19 protein-coding genes are annotated in these 16,450 nt (G+C 71.0%); 7 read left to right on the top strand and 12 right to left on the bottom strand.

Translation table 11 applies throughout. The features are described 5' to 3' along the window. Positions 1-45 precede the first annotated feature (45 nt). Positions 46-1,869 (top strand): endonuclease/exonuclease/phosphatase family protein, encoded by a 1,824-nt coding sequence (locus ACZ67T_RS07155; protein ID WP_469982065.1) that lies wholly within the window; start codon positions 46-48, stop codon positions 1,867-1,869. Positions 1,870-1,941: 72 nt separating this feature from the next. Here ACZ67T_RS07155 and ACZ67T_RS07150 read toward each other — a convergent pair whose 3' ends face one another. Both ACZ67T_RS07150 and ACZ67T_RS07145 read right to left on the bottom strand, forming a co-directional pair. Continuing rightward, positions 1,942-2,685 carry an SRPBCC family protein gene (locus ACZ67T_RS07150; RefSeq protein WP_469982063.1) on the bottom strand — a complete coding sequence of 248 codons (744 nt, stop codon included), beginning with the start codon at positions 2,683-2,685 and terminating at the stop codon, positions 1,942-1,944. 39 nt (positions 2,686-2,724) lie between these two features. Then, complete coding sequence (locus tag ACZ67T_RS07145; protein ID WP_469982062.1) at positions 2,725-3,336, bottom strand: ArsR/SmtB family transcription factor; 612 nt, start codon at positions 3,334-3,336, stop codon at positions 2,725-2,727. 350 nt (positions 3,337-3,686) lie between these two features. Between ACZ67T_RS07145 and ACZ67T_RS07140 the strand changes: the two genes are divergently transcribed. From ACZ67T_RS07140 to ACZ67T_RS07125, 4 genes are all read left to right on the top strand, one after another. Next, positions 3,687-4,226, top strand: a complete 540-nt coding sequence (locus ACZ67T_RS07140) for a hypothetical protein (RefSeq protein WP_469982061.1) — start codon at positions 3,687-3,689, stop codon at positions 4,224-4,226. Between the two features lie 66 nt (positions 4,227-4,292). Next, positions 4,293-5,138 carry a DUF4097 family beta strand repeat-containing protein gene (locus ACZ67T_RS07135; RefSeq protein WP_469982060.1) on the top strand — a complete coding sequence of 282 codons (846 nt, stop codon included), beginning with the start codon at positions 4,293-4,295 and terminating at the stop codon, positions 5,136-5,138. A gap of 78 nt (positions 5,139-5,216) precedes the next feature. Further along, on the top strand, positions 5,217-6,263 hold the full coding sequence (locus ACZ67T_RS07130) for an ATP-binding cassette domain-containing protein (RefSeq protein ID WP_469982058.1): 1,047 nt from the start codon (positions 5,217-5,219) through the stop codon (positions 6,261-6,263). Continuing rightward, positions 6,260-7,054, top strand: a complete 795-nt coding sequence (locus ACZ67T_RS07125) for an ABC transporter permease (RefSeq protein ID WP_469982056.1) — start codon at positions 6,260-6,262, stop codon at positions 7,052-7,054. Before ACZ67T_RS07130 ends, ACZ67T_RS07125 begins: the two co-directional genes overlap by 4 nt. Before the next feature lie 77 nt (positions 7,055-7,131). On the opposite strand, the gene ACZ67T_RS07120 is transcribed toward ACZ67T_RS07125, so the two are convergent. Further along, entirely contained in the window at positions 7,132-7,368 is a 237-nt protein-coding gene (locus ACZ67T_RS07120; RefSeq protein WP_469982054.1) for a hypothetical protein, read from the bottom strand. A 207-nt stretch (positions 7,369-7,575) separates the two neighbouring features. Here ACZ67T_RS07120 and dapA point away from each other — a divergent pair, with 207 nt between their 5' ends. Then, entirely contained in the window at positions 7,576-8,481 is a 906-nt protein-coding gene (dapA, locus tag ACZ67T_RS07115; protein ID WP_469982052.1) for a 4-hydroxy-tetrahydrodipicolinate synthase, read from the top strand. On the opposite strand, the gene ACZ67T_RS07110 is transcribed toward dapA, so the two are convergent. From ACZ67T_RS07110 to ACZ67T_RS07090, 5 genes are all read right to left on the bottom strand, one after another. After that, positions 8,468-9,691, bottom strand: coding sequence for an SMP-30/gluconolactonase/LRE family protein (locus ACZ67T_RS07110; RefSeq protein ID WP_469982050.1), 1,224 nt, complete (start codon positions 9,689-9,691; stop codon positions 8,468-8,470). The genes dapA and ACZ67T_RS07110 overlap by 14 nt on opposite strands. Further along, positions 9,688-10,299: a SigE family RNA polymerase sigma factor gene (locus ACZ67T_RS07105; protein WP_469982299.1), complete on the bottom strand. Its 612-nt coding sequence runs from the start codon at positions 10,297-10,299 to the stop codon at positions 9,688-9,690. The genes ACZ67T_RS07110 and ACZ67T_RS07105 overlap by 4 nt, the downstream gene beginning before the upstream one ends. Before the next feature lie 176 nt (positions 10,300-10,475). Next, the gene (dapD, locus tag ACZ67T_RS07100; protein ID WP_469982048.1) at positions 10,476-11,477 is read right to left on the bottom strand and encodes a 2,3,4,5-tetrahydropyridine-2,6-dicarboxylate N-succinyltransferase; all 1,002 of its coding nucleotides are present in this window, start codon (positions 11,475-11,477) and stop codon (positions 10,476-10,478) included. Positions 11,478-11,531: 54 nt separating this feature from the next. Next, a complete protein-coding gene (locus ACZ67T_RS07095) occupies positions 11,532-12,137 on the bottom strand; it encodes a TetR/AcrR family transcriptional regulator (RefSeq protein WP_469982047.1) in 606 nt (201 codons plus the stop codon). Further along, positions 12,137-12,457 carry a DMT family transporter gene (locus ACZ67T_RS07090; RefSeq protein ID WP_266669279.1) on the bottom strand — a complete coding sequence of 107 codons (321 nt, stop codon included), beginning with the start codon at positions 12,455-12,457 and terminating at the stop codon, positions 12,137-12,139. The genes ACZ67T_RS07095 and ACZ67T_RS07090 overlap by 1 nt, the downstream gene beginning before the upstream one ends. A gap of 112 nt (positions 12,458-12,569) precedes the next feature. Between ACZ67T_RS07090 and ACZ67T_RS07085 the strand changes: the two genes are divergently transcribed. Then, the gene (locus ACZ67T_RS07085; RefSeq protein WP_469982045.1) at positions 12,570-13,658 is read left to right on the top strand and encodes a DUF7847 domain-containing protein; all 1,089 of its coding nucleotides are present in this window, start codon (positions 12,570-12,572) and stop codon (positions 13,656-13,658) included. Positions 13,659-13,682: 24 nt separating this feature from the next. Here the strand turns inward: ACZ67T_RS07085 and ACZ67T_RS07080 are convergent, their stop codons facing one another. The 4 genes from ACZ67T_RS07080 to sufU all read right to left on the bottom strand — a co-directional run bounded on the left by ACZ67T_RS07080 (position 13,683) and on the right by sufU (position 16,441). Beyond that, the gene (locus ACZ67T_RS07080; protein ID WP_469982044.1) at positions 13,683-14,048 is read right to left on the bottom strand and encodes a VOC family protein; all 366 of its coding nucleotides are present in this window, start codon (positions 14,046-14,048) and stop codon (positions 13,683-13,685) included. Between the two features lie 49 nt (positions 14,049-14,097). Further along, entirely contained in the window at positions 14,098-15,492 is a 1,395-nt protein-coding gene (locus ACZ67T_RS07075; protein WP_469982043.1) for a hypothetical protein, read from the bottom strand. 158 nt (positions 15,493-15,650) lie between these two features. After that, the gene (locus ACZ67T_RS07070) at positions 15,651-15,983 is read right to left on the bottom strand and encodes a metal-sulfur cluster assembly factor (protein WP_100592412.1); all 333 of its coding nucleotides are present in this window, start codon (positions 15,981-15,983) and stop codon (positions 15,651-15,653) included. Continuing rightward, entirely contained in the window at positions 15,980-16,441 is a 462-nt protein-coding gene (sufU, locus tag ACZ67T_RS07065) for a Fe-S cluster assembly sulfur transfer protein SufU (RefSeq protein ID WP_100592411.1), read from the bottom strand. Before sufU ends, ACZ67T_RS07070 begins: the two co-directional genes overlap by 4 nt. Positions 16,442-16,450 lie beyond the last annotated feature (9 nt).

The following is a 16,450-nucleotide window of genomic DNA, read 5'->3' as shown; positions in this document are numbered from 1 at the left end:
TCCACCCTCGTCCCGGCGCCTCACACACGTCCCCGGAGGGACCCCTTGCCGAGCACGCACTCGTCGCGCCTCGCCGCGCTGACCGTCGCCGCCGTCTGCTCCACCGTCTCCGCCGTCGTCCTCACCTCACCCGCGCACGCGGACGCGATACGCATCCATGACATCCAGGGCACGACCCGGATGTCCCCGCTGGCCGGGAAGCAGGTCACAGACGTGGCCGGCGTGGTCACGGGCGTCAGGAGCTACGGCTCGTCCAAGGGCTTCTGGATGCAAGACACGGCCCCCGACGCCGACCCCGCCACGAGCGAGGGCGTCTTCGTCTTCACCAGCTCGGCCCCGAAGGCCGTCACCGGCGACGCGGTGACGGTCTCGGGCACGGTCTCGGAGTACGTCCCCGGCGGCGCCTCGTCGGGAAACCAGTCCGTCACGGAGATCACCAAGCCGACGGTCACGGTCGTCTCGTCGGGCAACGCGCTCCCGGCCGCCACGGTCATCGACGCGAAGTCGGTCCCCGCCGCGTACGCCCCGGCCGGCGACCCGGCGGCGAACGGCTCGGTCAACGCGCTGCCGCTGCGCCCGTCGGCGTACGCCCTGGACCTCTACGAGTCCCTGGAGGGCATGAACGTACGCGTCGGCTCCTCCCGCGTCGTCACCGCCTCCGACGCGTACGCCGAGCTGTGGGTGACGGTCAAGCCGCACGAGAACCCCACGCGCCGCGGCGGCACCGTCTACGGCTCGTACGGGTCCCAGAACACGGGCCGCCTCCAGATCCAGTCGCTCGGCACGGTCGCCGACTTCCCCGCGGCGAACGTCGGGGACACCCTGGCGGGCCGGACCGAAGGCCCCCTGGACTACACCCAGTTCGGCGGTTACACGCTGGTCGCGCGGGAGCTCGGCACCCTGGACAAGGGGGGCCTGGAGCGGGAGACGACGCGCAGGCAGCAGCGCGGCGAGCTGGCCGTGGCCACGTACAACGTCGAGAACCTGGACCCGGGCGACGGCACGTTCGCCGCGCACGCGGCCGCGATCGTCGACCACCTCCAGTCGCCCGACGTCGTGTCCCTGGAGGAGATCCAGGACAACAACGGCGCGAAGGACGACGGCACGGTCGCCGCGGACGTCACCGTGAACAAGCTGATCGACGCGATCGTCGCCGCGGGCGGCCCGAAGTACGACTGGCGTTCCGTCGACCCGGTCAACGACCAGGACGGCGGCGAGCCCGGCGGCAACATCCGCCAGGTGTTCCTCTTCAACCCCGATCGCGTCTCGTTCACCGACCGCGCGGGCGGCGACTCCACGACGCCGGTGGGCGTGACGCGGACGCACGGGCGGGCCGCGCTGACCGCGTCGCCGGGCCGGATCGCCCCGGCCGACGAGGCGTGGAAGAACAGCCGCAAGCCGCTCGCGGGCGAGTTCGTCTTCCGCGGCAAGACCGTCTTCGTGATCGCCAACCACTTCGCGTCGAAGGGCGGCGACCAGGGCCTGACGGCCCAGTACCAGCCGCCGGCGCGCAGTTCGGAGACCCAGCGCCACGCGCAGGCGGACGCGGTGAACGGCTTCGTCAAGGAGATCCTCAAGGCGCAGAAGAACGCCGACGTCGTCACCCTCGGCGACATCAACGACTTCGAGTTCTCCGGCACCGCGCAGCGCCTGGAGGACGGCGGCGCCCTGTGGTCCGCGATCAAGTCCCTGCCGCGGAGCGAGCGTTACACGTACGACTACCAGGGCAACAGCCAGGTTCTTGACCAGATCCTGATCAGCCCCTCGATCCGGCACGACGACTTCGCGTACGACAGCGTGCACATCAACAGTGAGTTCAACGACCAGATCAGCGACCACGACCCGCAGGTGCTGCGGTTCCGTCCCTAGCACCTGCGGGTCTGTACGCGGCACCTGCAGGTCTGTACGCAGCACCTGCGGGCCGTCCGGCGGGCGGGGTCGTCAGGCGAAGACCCCGTCCAGCCAGCCGCGCCAGGCCGTCTCGTCCTGCGCGGCGTCGGCGTCCGGCGCGAAGTCGTGGACGACGATGCCGACGGGCGCGCCCCAGCGGCCGCGGCCGAAGATGCGGTACAGGGCGTCGTCGGTGCGCAGGCCGATGAAGTACGGGTTGCGGTAGTCGAGCACGGCTTCCAGGGTCTCGCCGCCGGGGCCCCGGACGCGCAGCTTGGTGCCCTCGGTGGCGTCGTCGGGCAGGCCGAGGGCGCGGCCGACGGCGGCGAGCGCCTCGGGGTTCGCCGAGGCAGCGGGCCCGTCGAACATGGTGAAGGCGACGGGTCGGCCCGCGAAGTGCGTCAGGTACTGGCGCAGCGTGTGCAGGTAGAAGTCGGTGTGCTTGTCGGCGCCGTCGTAGTAGTCGTCCCAGTTGTCGACGAAGATCCCGCTGTGGACGTAGCGGACCCAGGCACGGCTGCCGCCGTCACGGGCCTCGATGACGTGGTCCAGCTGGTTGAGGGTCTGGAACGGGGGCAGCGCTTCCGGGTTGTCCGAGCGGGCGGTGAGCCGGTGCTCCGGGTCCCACGCGGTGATCGTCGCGCCGTGGGGGCCGCGGCCGCCCTCCTTCGGCTCGTACTCCATCGGCCACAGCCAGCCGCCGGTGCCCGAGGTGAGTGCCTCCCAGACCTGCTCGGGGGTGGCGTCGACCTCGAACTCGCGGGCGATCTCGAATTCCCTGGGTTCGTTCGTCATGGTGGTAACTCCTTGGTGCGGTCAGTGCGCTCAGTGCGGTCAGTCTTCGAGGGACGGTCGGGGCTGCGGATCCTTCAGCGAGGGATGCACGGCGATGACCACGCGGTGGTCACGGCCGCCCTCGGCGGATCCGTCGTGGTACTTGCGGACGAGCGCGCCGACCCCTTGGGTCAGTTCCTCGATGAACGCGGCCCGGTCCGCGGCGGACGCGAACCTGACCTCGCCGTCGAGCGCGTAGGTGGCCAGGCGCTTCTTCGCCTTGGCGGCCCCGGTGAGCAGCGCTCCGACGTCCTGTACGAGACGTGCCGCGACGGCGAGCAGCCAGCGCGCGGAGAGCTGGTCACGGGCCCGGTCCGGGTCGGGCCGCACGGCGCCGAGCGCGACCGGTGAGATCACGTACGAGGCGGCCGTGGCCCGCATGAGGCGCTCGGTGACATTCCCTTTGCGCCGCTCCCCCGCCAGCTCGACCAGGCCGTGCTTCTCCAGCGCCTTGAGGTGGTAGTTCACCTTCTGGCGCGGCAGGCCGACCTTGGGGGCGAGCATCGCGGCGGATGCGGGTCCGGCGGCCAGCTCCGCGAGCAGCCGGGCCCTGATCGGGTCGAGGGAGACCGCGGCTGCCGCCGGGTCCTCGATCACGGTGACGTCCAACATGACCCCACCGTCTCACCGAAAACTTTTTTTGTCCAGGCGAGTCGATTGTTCGGCGAGTCGGCGAAGCCGAGAAGTGAGCCGCTCGCCCCGGCGCGGGCTCCGATGACGCCCCATGGAGCAGCGTGACGTCACGTGGCACTACATGGCACCGCCTGGTGCCACGCGGCGCCACGCGGTGCCACGCGGCGCCATCCGAGGCGCGAGGACCCACGGGACTCCACATGGCGTCGCATTGACACAACTCGGCGTCACCACATTTTCGCAGGTCAGGACTACTTCGCTAACTCCACCCCACAATCACTCGCCTCACACGCTTGCGCATGGCGCCAAAGTGGTGCCACTATGACGTCATGGACCTCACGCCGTATGTCGACAACCTCCGCCGCGAACTCGCGGTGGCCGCCGAAGCCGGCGGCGAAGAAGCCCGCGAGCTGGCCGAGCGGCTCACCGCCCCCCTGGAGTCGGCGACCCGCCTGACGATGCTCAACGTGCTCTCCGCCGCGATGGACGAGATCACCCGCGAACTCGCCCCCGGCTCGGTCGACGTACGGCTGCGCGGGCTCGACCCGGACTTCGTCGTGACGCGGCCGGCGCCCGAGGAGACGTACGAGGACAGGAGCGGGCCCGCCGAGCCGCTCAAGGCACCGGCCCCGGCGCCCGCCGACGGAGACGACGGCGGCACCGCCCGCGTCAATCTGCGCCTGCCCGCCCACCTCAAGACGCGCGCCGAGGAGGCCGCGAGCCGCGAGGGCCTGTCGGTCAACGCGTGGCTGGTACGAGCCGTGTCGGCCGCGGTCGACGGCGGCACCCCGTCACGTACACCGGGAAACCCCCAGGCCACCCGCACCACCCGCACCGTCGGACAGAGCTTCACGGGCTGGGTGCGCTAGCCGCGCATTCCGCCCGCCCGAATTCACCCGGAACTTCACCCTGAGACCCAAGAGGACGGGACAGCCATGCCTTCTTTCGACACGCCCCAGCCGATCTCGGTCATCGCCAACGTGGCCGCCGGTTCCATCCAGTTCTCCGCGAGCGACCGCCTCGACACGGTCGTCGAGATGCGGCCCCGCGACCCGAAGAAGGACAAGGACGTGCGGGTCGCCGAGCAGACCGAGGTCACCTACGCGAACGGCGTGCTGACCATCAGGACACCCAAGGGGCGCTACCTCGTCGGGCCCACCGGCAGCGTCGACGTGACGGTCGAACTGCCCACCGGCTCCCGCATCGACACGACCGGCTCCTGGACCCAGGTGCTCGGCGAGGGCCGGCTCGGCGAGGTCCGCGTGAAGACGTCGTCGGGTGACGTCCGCCTGGACTCGACGGGCCCGCTCCAGCTGACCGCGTCGCACGGCTCGATCACCGTGGACCAGGTCGAGGGCCTGGCCGAGATCACCACCAGCTCCGGCAGCCTGCGCATCGGTGTCGTGGACGGCCCTGCCGTCCTGAAGAACTCGCACGGCTCCACGAGCGTCGGCACCGCGATCGGTGATCTGCGGGTGAGCGGCGCCAACGGCGACATCGACATCCGGCGCGCCGAGAGCTCGGTCACCGCGACCACCGCCCACGGCACCCTGCGCGTGGGTGACGTGGCCCGTGGCACCGTCCAGCTGGAGACCTCCTACGGCGCCATCGACATCGGCATCCGCGAGGGCACGGCCGCCTGGCTCGACGCCGGCTCGGGCAACGGACAGGTGCGCAACACGCTCACCGCGTCCGACAGCCCGGAGAAGAGCGAGGAAACGGTCGAGGTCCGCGCCCGGACCAAGTTCGGCAACATCGACATCCGCCGCGCCCGGGCCTGACCCGCCCCGAGTTCCTTACGCCACCGGCCACTTCACCGCTCACCACTCCACCACCACGCCTTCGATCGGGAGGGCTCCATGCCTTCATCTGTCATGCCCACGCCCATGTTGGCCGGCGGCCAGCAGCCGCCCGCCGCCGTCTCCACCGCCGATCTGCGCAAGTCGTACGGCGACAAGACCGTCCTCGACGGCATCGACCTGCACATCCCGGCCGGCACCGTGTTCGCCCTGCTCGGGCCGAACGGCGCGGGCAAGACCACCGCCGTGCAGATCCTGTCCACGCTCATCTCCGCCGACGGCGGCCAGGCCCAGGTCGCGGGCCACGACGTCGCCACCTCGCCGGAAGGCGTACGTGCCGCGATCGGCGTGACCGGGCAGTTCTCCGCCGTCGACGGGCTGATCACCGGCGAGGAGAACATGCTCCTCATGGCGGACCTGCACCACCTGTCCAAGCGTGAGGGGCGGCGGGTCGCCGCCGAGCTGCTCGAGCGGTTCGACCTGACCGACGCCGCGAAGAAGCCCGCCTCCACCTACTCCGGCGGCATGAAGCGCCGCCTGGACATCGCCATGACCCTGGTCGGCAACCCGCGGATCATCTTCCTCGACGAACCGACCACCGGCCTCGACCCGCGCGCCCGTCACAACATGTGGGGCATCATCCGCGAGCTGGTCTCCGACGGGGTCACCGTCTTCCTCACCACGCAGTACCTGGACGAGGCCGACGAGCTCGCCGACCGCATCGCCGTGCTCAACAACGGCAAGATCGCCGCCGAGGGCACCGCCGAGGAGCTCAAGCGCCTCATCCCCGGCGGACACGTCCGGCTCCGCTTCACCGACCCGGACGCCTACCAGGCCGCCGCCCTCTCCCTGCGCGAGGCCCACCGCGACGACGAGGCCCTCGCGTTGCAGATCCCCAGCGACGGAAGCCAGCGCGAGCTGCGCTCCATCCTCGACTGGCTGGACGCCGCGGCCGTCGAAGCCGACGAGCTGACCGTGCACACGCCCGACCTCGACGACGTGTTCTTCGCCCTGACCGGCGGCGCCGGCGTGCCCGCCCAGCCGAACCAGCCGAACCAGCCGAACCAGCCGAACCAGCCGAACCAGCCGAAGGAGGCTGCCCGATGAGCTCCCTGTCCCTCGCCGTGCGCGACTCGTCCACGATGCTGCGCCGCAACCTCCTGCACGCCCGGCGCTACCCCTCCATGACGCTGAATCTGCTGCTCACGCCGGTCGTGCTGCTGCTGCTCTTCGTCTACATCTTCGGCGACGTGATGAGCGCGGGCATCAGCGGCGGCGGTGCGGACCGCTCCGCGTACATCGCCTATCTCGTCCCGGGCATCCTGATGCTGACCATCGGCGGCACCACGATCGGCAGCGCGGTCTCCGTCTCCATGGACATGACCGAGGGAATCATCGCCCGCTTCCGCACGATGTCGATCCACCGCGGGTCGGTGCTCATCGGGCACGTCGTCGGGAGCGTGCTGCAATGCGTGATGAGCGTGGTGCTCGTCGGGGCCGTCGCCGTGGCGATCGGGTTCCGCGCCACTGACGCCACCGCCCTGGAGTGGATCCTGGCGGTCGGACTGCTGGCGCTCGTCTCCCTGGCGCTCACGTGGATCGCGGTCGGGATGGGCCTCTCCAGCCCGAACGCCGAGGCGGCCAGCAACAACGCCATGCCGCTGATGGTCCTGCCGCTCCTGTCCAGCGCCTTCGTGCCGGTCGACGCGATGCCGGGCTGGTTCCAGCCGATCGCCGAGTACCAGCCGTTCACCCCGGCCATCGAGACGGTGCGCGGACTGCTCCTCGGCACCGAGATCGGCAACAACGGGTGGCTGGCCGTGGCCTGGTGCGTGGCGCTGGCCGTTCTCGGCTACGTCTGGTCGCGCTCGCTCTTCAACGGCATCGGTAAGCGCTGAGCACTGAGCTGAGCACTGAGCAGCGGAACACGCAAGGGCGGGGCGCCCACTCACCGGCAGGGGGTGAGCGCCCCGCCCTACTGCTGTCCCCCGAGCCGCGCGGCGCTGCGCTCCGCCTCGGCGAGGATCGCGTACCGGTCGGCCACGATCGCCTCCGCGTCGGCCACGGCCCGTTCGACGGCGAGGCGGCGCCCGGCAGGTGAGTGCGGGGCCGGCGCGGGGTGCCTGCGGCGCCACCAGCCGTCGCACGCGGCGTAGACGCCACTCGCACAGATCAGCAGGGGAACGGCGAGGGCCAGGACGATGTCACGCACCACGGGATCCTTATACGTTCTATATGTCTACGCATACGTGCAACTTCTTCCTGATAACTCGGAATCCGGCCGCATCTCCTGAAGTCGCCCCTCGGCCAATATCCCGTCGGAACTCGGCCACGCACCCCCGACTGCTTAGCAAGGGTTGTCACTACCTCGTAGAAGAATTAAGTGGAGCTGCACGGTCGGGGCGCCGAGACTGCACCTATGAGCCTCGCGAACTCCCCGCACCCGCCCTTCGGCCGTGCCCTGTGCGCCATGGTCACGCCGTTCGCCGACGACGGCGCCCTGGACCTGGACGGCGCGCAGCGCCTGGCGGCCCACCTGGTGGCCGAGGGCTGTGAGAGTCTCGTCCTGTCCGGCACCACCGGCGAGTCCCCGACGACGTCGGACGAGGAGAAGGCAGCGCTCGTGCGGGCCGTGAAGGACGCGGTCGGGGAGCGGGTCCTGGTCGTCGCGGGCATCGGCACGGCGGACACGCGGCACACCGTGGAGCTGGCGGCCGGGGCCGAGAAGGCGGGCGCGGACGGCCTGTTGGTCGTCAGCCCGTACTACAGCCGCCCGCCGCAGGACGCCCTGGAGGCGCACTTCGGCGAGATCGCGGACGCGTCGGGACTGCCGGTGATGCTGTACGACATCCCGGGCCGCACCGGCACGCGCATCGAGCCGGACACCCTGATCCGGCTGGCGTCCCACCCCCGGATCGTGGCCGTCAAGGACTGCGCGTACGACATGCTCGGCACGCAGAAGGTGCTCGGCGCGACCGGTCTCGCGTACTACGCGGGCTGCGAGGAGTTCGCGCTCCCGCTGTACGCGGTGGGCGGTGCGGGTTTCGTGTCGACGGTCGCGAACGTGGCGCCGCGCGCGCTGCGCGCCGTCCTGGACACCTTCGACGCGGGCGACACCCGGGAGGCGGCCCGGCTCCAGCAACTGGCAGCGCCGCTGGTCGAGTTGATGATGGCGTCAGGTCTGCCGGGCACGGTCACCGCGAAGGCGCTGCTCGGCGCGCTCGGCCTGCCTGCCGGCCCGGTCCGCGCACCGCTGCGGCCCGCCGGCCACGAGGTGACCGACGGGCTGCTGACCGCGTACGAAAGACTCGTCAGCGCGTCGTGAACTGTGGTGTCCAGCGGCCCGGGTAGTCGGCGGACGCCTTGCGGAAGTCGCTGAGCTGGACGACCTTGTCGCTGCCGATGGTGAGCAGGAGCAGCTGGTTGCGGAACTCGCCCGTGCCGCGGCACTTCTTGGGGTCGCAGCCCCAGGCGATGAGCCGCTTGTTGTCGGCCCAGGCGAGCAGCTGCTGCCCCGGCACCTTCGTGATCATCCTGCCGCTGAGCGGATCGACGATCGCCGAGGCGATCTCGCCGTTCTGGCCGGCGAAGTCACCCGCGACGAGCTTGCCGTCCGGCGACAGCCCCGCCTCCACCCACGACACGTGCTTCTCCGCGGCGGGTGTGGCCACCTTGCGGCCGTTCAGGTCGTAGTAGATCCGGCCGGGCTGCGTCGGGATCGGCTCGTAGACGAGCTTGCCGTCGTGGCTGAAGCGGAGGTCGGCGCGCGCGTTCGGCGACCAGCCCATCTCGTCCTTCCAGAAGGGCCGTTCGTGCCAGACCGACGTGCCGGACGCGACGTCGACGACGGCGAACCCGGTCCGGCTGGCGACCGGCCCCGGCTGGCCCTTGCCGTTCACGATCATCTTGTGCGCCCAGTAGAGGTGGTCGGGGTTCTTGGCGTACGTCGTGGCGACGAGCTTCCTGCCGTCCGGTGAGAAGCTCACCCCGCCCACGCCCTTGTCGAGCTCGATCCAGCGCTCCACCTTGCCGGTGATCAGGTCGAGCAGGCCGATGCGGTCCGCGGGCAGCCGCTTCTCCAGGACGGCGGCCGTCCGCATGCCGGGCGCCACGTCCACCCACGACCACCGGGTGGTCCTGTCGTACTTGCCGGTCTTCTGGTTGAGCAGCCCGTAGGTGCGCTCCATGACGGCGTCGCGGTGCGGCTGCTTGACCTTCTTGTACGTGGAGAACGCGGCCAGGGCCGAGTCCCCCGCCGCGATGAGGTCCCGCGGCGGCGACTGGTCCGGGTGGGCGATGATGTCGCTCTGGTTCATCCGGCTCGCGGGGCGTACGTCCTGGCCGCCCGAGTGCAGGACGGGCACGGCGACCGCGGTGGCGACGACCGCCGCCGTGGCGACCGCGGCGCCTGCGATGGTGCGGACCCGGCGGCGATGCCGCACGCGGAGCACCCGATCGGCGAAGCCGGACGGCACGGCCGCGCCGTCGGCAGCCTGTTCGCGCAGTGCGTCACGGAGCAGTTCATCGACGTTCACGGACGCACCTCCACGGGCGAGAAGTCACGGGACGGCAGGTCTTCGACGTCGGCCGGACCGAGCGCGGCGAGTTCGGGCGCGAGGCTGCGCAGCTTGGCGAGCGAGCGGTGCGTGGTCGAGCGCACGGTGCCCACCGAACAGCCGAGCAGGCGGGCGACGTCCGCCTCGGGCAGGTCCTCGAAGTAGCGCAGGACGAGTACGGTGCGCTGCCGGGCGGTGAGCCTGGCGAGCGCGGTGCGCATCACGATGCGCAGGTCGGCGGCGTGGGAAGAGTCGACCCCTGCACGACTCTCCGGCGGCTCGGCGACGGTCAGTTCCCGTCCGCGCCACTTCAGGCGCCATCTGCTGATCTGCTGGCGGTAGAGGATCTTCCGTACGTAGGCCTCCGGTTCGTCGATCCGGTGCCAGCGTCCGGCCGCCTTGATCAGCGCGTTCTGGAGCAGGTCCTCGGCGGCGTGCCGGTCGCCCCCGCTGAGGAGCACCGCGGTCCTCAGGAGCGCGGATGACCTGCCCGCCACGAACTCGCGGAAGCTGTCCCAGCGATCCCCGCCCGCCTCGCCCGCCGTCTGCCCGGCATACCCCGCCGGTGCTTCCCTGCCCGCATCCATCTTCACCTTCTCTTCCCCGTCGGGCGGCCCTGCTGCCCCCCTGCTGTTCCTTGTGACGCGCGCGGCGCCCCCTCGCTATGCCTGCGTGCGCAAGAAATGCGCGGGACATTGTGCCCGGGATGACGCGAGTGGCCCGCACCGGATGCCGGTGCGGGCCACTTCGGTTGCGGGGTGTGTCAGTTGTGGCTGTGGAGAATCTCGTTCAGGCCGCCCCACACCGCGTTGTTCGGGCGGGCCTCGACGGCGCCGGTGACCGAGTTGCGGCGGAAGAGGATGTTCGAGGCGCCGGACAGGTCGCGGGCCTTGACGATCTCGCCGTCGGGCATCGTGACGCGCGTGCCGGCGGTGACGTACAGGCCGGCCTCGACGACGCACTCGTCGCCGAGGGCGATGCCGACGCCCGCCTCCGCGCCGACGAGGCAGCGCTCGCCGATCGTGATGCGGACGTTGCCGCCGCCGGAGAGCGTGCCCATGGTGGAGGCGCCACCGCCGATGTCGGAGCCGTTGCCGACGACGACGCCGGCGGAGATGCGGCCCTCGACCATCGACGTGCCGAGCGTGCCGGCGTTGAAGTTGACGAAGCCCTCGTGCATGACGGTGGTGCCCTCGGCGAGGTGCGCGCCGAGCCGGACGCGGTCGGCGTCGGCGATGCGGACGCCCTTCGGCGCGACGTAGTCCGTCATGCGGGGGAACTTGTCGATGGACGTCACGGAGAGGTGCAGGCCCTCGGCGCGTGCGTTGAGGCGGACCTTCTCGACGTCGTCGACGGCGACCGGGCCGAGCGAGGTCCAGGCGACGTTCGCGAGGAGGCCGAAGACGCCGTCCAGGTTCTGCCCGTGCGGCTTGACCAGCCGGTGGGAGAGCAGGTGGAGGCGCAGGTAGGCGTCGTGCGCATCGAGCGGCTTGTCGTCGAGCGAGGCGATGACCGTGCGCACGGCGACGGTCTCCACACCGCGGCGGGTGTCGGTTCCGATGGCCTTCGCGGCGCCCTCGCCGAGCAGTTCGGCGGCGCGCTCGGCGGAGAGCCGCTCGGTGCCGGCCGGGCCCGGCTCGTCCTGGAGGGACGGGGCGGGGAACCAGGTGTCGAGGACGGTTCCGTCGGCGGTGAGCGTGGCGAGGCCTGCGGCGACGGCGCCGGTGGTGCGCTGAGCGGTGGTGCTGGCGGGAGAGTCAGACATGGGTGAAACCTAACCGGAGGTGCGCCGCGGGGGCGAACCGGTACGGCCGGTGTCTCAGGTACCGGGCGCGCCGCGCTCCCCCGGCCGGTCGGCCGCGACAGCGTCCGCGTCCTGGCCGGGCGCCCCGTCGATGACCCGGGCGAGCATGTCGCGCGCGTACTCCTCCTCGTAGACGGCGTCCGTGAGCAGGACCTGGAGGCAGATTCCGTCCATCAGGGCGACCAGCGCGCGGGCCGTGACCGGGTCGGTGCCGCGCGACAGCTCGTCGGCGACGCTCTCGCCCCACTCGGCGGCGACGGGCCGCAGCGCGGGCCTGCGCAGGGCGGCGAGATACAGCTCGTACTCGAGCTCGACGCCGGTGCGCTCACCGGCGAGCCACTCGCCGAGGACCGCGGCGAGCCCGGCGGCGAGCCGTCCGCGCGGCGCCTCGAGGACGGCGCTGCCGGCCAGGGCCTTCGCGAACCCCTCGTTGGCCTGGCGCAGCGCGGCGACAAGGAGTTCGTCGAGGGTCTTGAAGTGGTACGTCGTCGAGCCGAGCGGCACATCGGCCTCGGCGGCGACGCTGCGGTGGCTGAGTCCGCCGATGCCCTTCTCGCCCACCACGCGGATCGCGGCGTCGATGATGCGCTGCCGCCGCTCGGGGTCGTAGCGCCGCGCCATCAGTGGGCGCCGCCCATGTTGAGCAGCACCACGCCGCCGATGACCAGGGCGATCCCCGCGAGCCGGGCCGCGGTCATCGCCTCGCCGAGGAAGAGCATCCCTATCCCGGCGATGACTGCCGTGCCGACGCCGGCCCAGATCGCGTACGCGGTCCCGACCTGCACGGTCTTCAGCGTCTGGGCGAGCAGCGCGAACGCGATCAGATAGCCGGAGACGGTGATCAGGGAGGGCCAGAGCCGGCTGAATCCCTCGCTGTACTTCATGGCCGTGGTGGCGGCCACTTCCGCCGCGATGGCGCCGGAGAGCAGTACGTATCCCATGTGTACGAGTGTACGCATCGTTGTGTACGAGCGTACATAGCACGGTCGGGCTATCGTGTCGCGATCACTGTGGGGGGCCACAGGGACGACCTACTCCCGGGAGTGCGGCGAGATGACGGACATGTGGGGACGGGGACCGGGTCAGGGACCCGGATACGGCCCGGGCGGACCGGGCGGCTACGGCTGGGGCGGTGCCTGGGCACCCCCGCCGCCCCCGCCGCAGCCGGGTGTCATCCCGCTCGCGCCGCTCGGCGTCGACCGCATACTCGGCGGCGCCTTCACCACGATGCGCCGTCACGCGAAGCCGCTGTTCGGCACGGTCCTCCTCGTGTACTTGGTGCTCGGCGTGCTCATGGCGGGCGCGCTGGCGCTCGGTTACGCGGCCGTCTCGGAGGACGTACGGGCGCTCATCGACCGGCACGCCGAGCCCGACTGGAGCCACCTGCGGCCGGTGCTCGTCGCGTTCGGCATCGCGTGGGCCTTCGGCATGGTGGTGCTCACGGTCGGCACGGCGTTCATCCAGTCCGCGTGCACCGTGGTGCTGCGCGAGGCGGTGCTCGGGCGGCCGGCACGCTTCGGGGCGGTGTGGCGGCACGCCTGGTCCCGCACGCCCTCCGTGCTCGGCGTGGGCCTGCTGATGGGCCTGATCGCGCTGATCCCGGCGGGCCTGGCCGTGGCGTTCATGGTGTCGCTCTTCGTCACCCTGATCACGCAGTCGGTCGCCCCGGTCGGCGTGCTCTTTCTGCTCCTGGCGGTGACGGTGCCGCTCGTGGTCTGGATCTACGTCCTGTTCCTGTTCGGCCCGGCGGCCGCCACGCTCGAGGGGGCGGGGCCGATCCAGGCACTGCGCCGTTCGGCACGCCTGGTGCGGGGCGCCTGGTGGCGCACGTTCGGCATCTCCCTGCTGGCCGGCGCGATCATGATGGCCGTGTCGCTCGCGGTGCGCGTGCCGCTCCAGTTCGCGATGCCGGACCCGACTGTGCAGGCGTACGAACCGGGTCAGGACGTCTCCGACGTGTTCGAGGCGATGGTGCCGCAGCTGGGCTTCGTCATGGTCCTGTCCATGATCGGCAGTCTGCTGGTGCAGCTGGTGGGTTCGGTGTTCCTGCCGCTCGTCACCGCGCTGCTCTACATCGACCAGCGCATCCGCAGGGAGGGACTCGCCCACACGCTGGAGCTCGCGTCCCGGTCCGACGTCTGACCGCCGGCCGTCACGGTCCCGGTCTCAGTCGAGGAGCGTCTTCTTCGGCCGCAGGACGCAGAACTCGTTCCCCTCGGGGTCGGCGAGGACGACCCACGTCACGTCCTCGCCCTGCCCGACGTCCACGCGCCGCGCCCCGAGCCCGATGAGGCGCTCGACCTCGGCGTCCCGGTCGTCGGGGCTGAGGTCGACGTGCAGGCGGTTCCGGACCGTCTTGCCCTCGCCCACCGGCACGAAGCAGAACCCCGGCAGCGTGGTCGCGTCGGCGCCGATGACGATCTCCTCCCGGTCCTCGAACAGCACCTTCCAGTCGAGGACCTGACACCAGAAGCGGGCCTGCGCGGGCAGATCCCGGGCGTTCACGACGACTTGGTACAGCGAAGAAGTCATGACGCCCAGTCTGCCGCGCGGGCCCGCGACGCGCCCCCGTGCGCGCGGATCAGCCGGTGACGCCGAACCAGGCCGCCCTGGACTTCTTCCATTCCGGGTGCGTGAGGTCCTTGGCCTCGGTGCCGTCGCCGTAGAGGTCGGCGGAACCGTTGTCGGTCAGGAGCTGCACGCGGGCGCCCGACTGCGTCAGGTCGGGCACGCTCACCACGGCCTCCCAGCCGCCGGGGTCACTCGTCGGCAGGTCCATCCGCTTGACCGGCGCGTGTCCCGCGACGCCGTCCCACTGGTACAGGGCGTACGGGTCGGAGTTGTCGTCGGCGGCCCAGCTGCCGGCCACGATCAGGTACTGGTTCGCGGCGTTCTTGCGGATGTCGCGCACCGAGAGCCCGCCGAGGTCGAGCTCGACGGGCGTCCCGAACACGGGCTTCGTCCCGCTCGACACGACCTTGTCGAAGTTGGTGACGGGCACGATGAGCGCCTTGCCCCCGTCCTTCGGCGGCACGAGCGGCGCACGGAACCCGATGTACGCGGTGCTGGTCGACCCGGGCGCGAATTCGAGGCCCTCGACGTTGAACCCGTCGACCTGCTTGGGCACCTGCCCGTCCGCGGTGCCGGCGGCGAACCCGTAGCGGTCCCCGTTCGCCTCGTCCCACGCGACCAGGTCGTCCCGCAGCTTCTTGTACGCCTTGCCGTACGACAGCTGCGTCGCGGCCCCGCTGCCGCTCACGGTGGTCGTGAAGACCGTGTTCCGGGGCGACTTGTACTCGCCGTCCTTGTTGTTGCCGAGGGACCCGGTCCAGTAGATCGTGTCGCCGACGCGCGTGGCGCCCTCGATGTCGACCTCCTTGGTCACCCCGAGCTGCGAGCTGAAGTCCCACGTCTTGACGGGCGCGCCGGAGACCGAACCGCTGTAGAGACGCAGGACGTTGGACTCGTCGTCGGCGACCAGGACGTAGCCGCCGCCCGCGTCGACGGCGGCGGACGCGTCGCTGGAACCCGTGAAGTAGCGGGTGTCGGAACCCTGTTGCACGGCGGCCGAGGCGGCGTAGTGCAGCGTCTTGGTGGCGGTCTTGCCGTCCACGCCGGTCACCTTGAGGGTGAGGTCGGCGTAGCCACGGCCCTGCGCGGCCACGGACACCTGCCGGGTGGCGCCCGACCCGGTGACGGTGACGTTCCCCGTGCCGGCGACGGACGACTTGGTGCTCGCGGACGCGGCCACGGTCAGCGCCGACGCGTCGGCGCCGCTCTGGCCGACGGTGACGGTCACGGCCGGGTCGCCCGTGGCGCCGACCGCCCCGGAGACGTACGAGGCGGAGAGTGCGATCGTCGGCGTCCCGTAACTCACCGCGCCCGCCGGGCTGTTGAGCCCCGCGAGGGCCAGCGTGAGCACGCCGCCCGTGACGGCGAAGGCTCCGCGGCGGGAGGTGGGAAGGAAGTGCTGCATGAAGGCCTCTCATCGGGGCGGGTGTCGACGAGAACCTTCGGCCACGTTCGCCAACTGCAGGCGTACGCCCCGCGACTCGGGAGCGAACACCGAACAGCACGGCCCCCCGTGCCGGGAGCACAGGGGGCCGTACGGGCGTGACGAACCGGCGGGAGCGATCAGACGTTGAAGCCGAGCGCGCGCAGCTGCTCGCGACCCTCGTCGGTGATCTTGTCCGGGCCCCACGGCGGCATCCAGACCCAGTTGATCCGGAGCTCGTTCACGATGCCGTCGGTGGCCGACTTCGCCTGGTCCTCGATGACGTCGGTCAGCGGACAGGCCGCGGACGTGAGCGTCATGTCGATCGTGGCGATGTTGGCGTCGTCGATGTGGATGCCGTAGATCAGCCCCAGATTGACGACGTCGATGCCCAGCTCGGGGTCGACGACGTCGTAGAGGGCCTCGCGGACCTCTTCCTCGGACGCCGGCTTGGTGGTCACAGTCTCGCTCATGCCGTCTTCCTCTCCGCGCCGTCCAGCGCCTGGGCCGTCGCGTCCTTCCACGCCATCCAGCTCAGGAGGGCGCACTTCACACGGGCCGGGTACTTGGAGACACCGGCGAACGCGACCGCGTCCTCCAGCACCTCCTCCATCGCGTCGTCGGGCTCGATCCTGCCCCGCGACTGCATCAGCTCCAGGAAGGTCTCCTGGATCTTCTGCGCCTCGGCCAGGTCCTTGCCGACGAGCAGCTCGTTCAGAACAGAGGCCGAAGCCTGGCTGATCGAGCAGCCCTGGCCCTCGTACGAGACGTCACTGATCGTCGAGCCGTCGTACTTCACGCGCAGCGTGATCTCGTCGCCGCACGTCGGATTGACGTGGTGCACCTCGGCGTCGCCATCGCGCAGACCGCGCCCGTGCGGGTGCTTGTAGTGGTCCAGGATGACGTCCTGGTACATCGAATCCAGCTTCACGTTCCCAGC

The sequence above is a fragment of the Streptomyces sp. NPDC107517 genome (assembly GCF_055582645.1).
The sequence above is the reverse complement of the archived record's forward strand: the minus strand, read 5'-3'. Positions and strand labels throughout refer to the sequence as shown.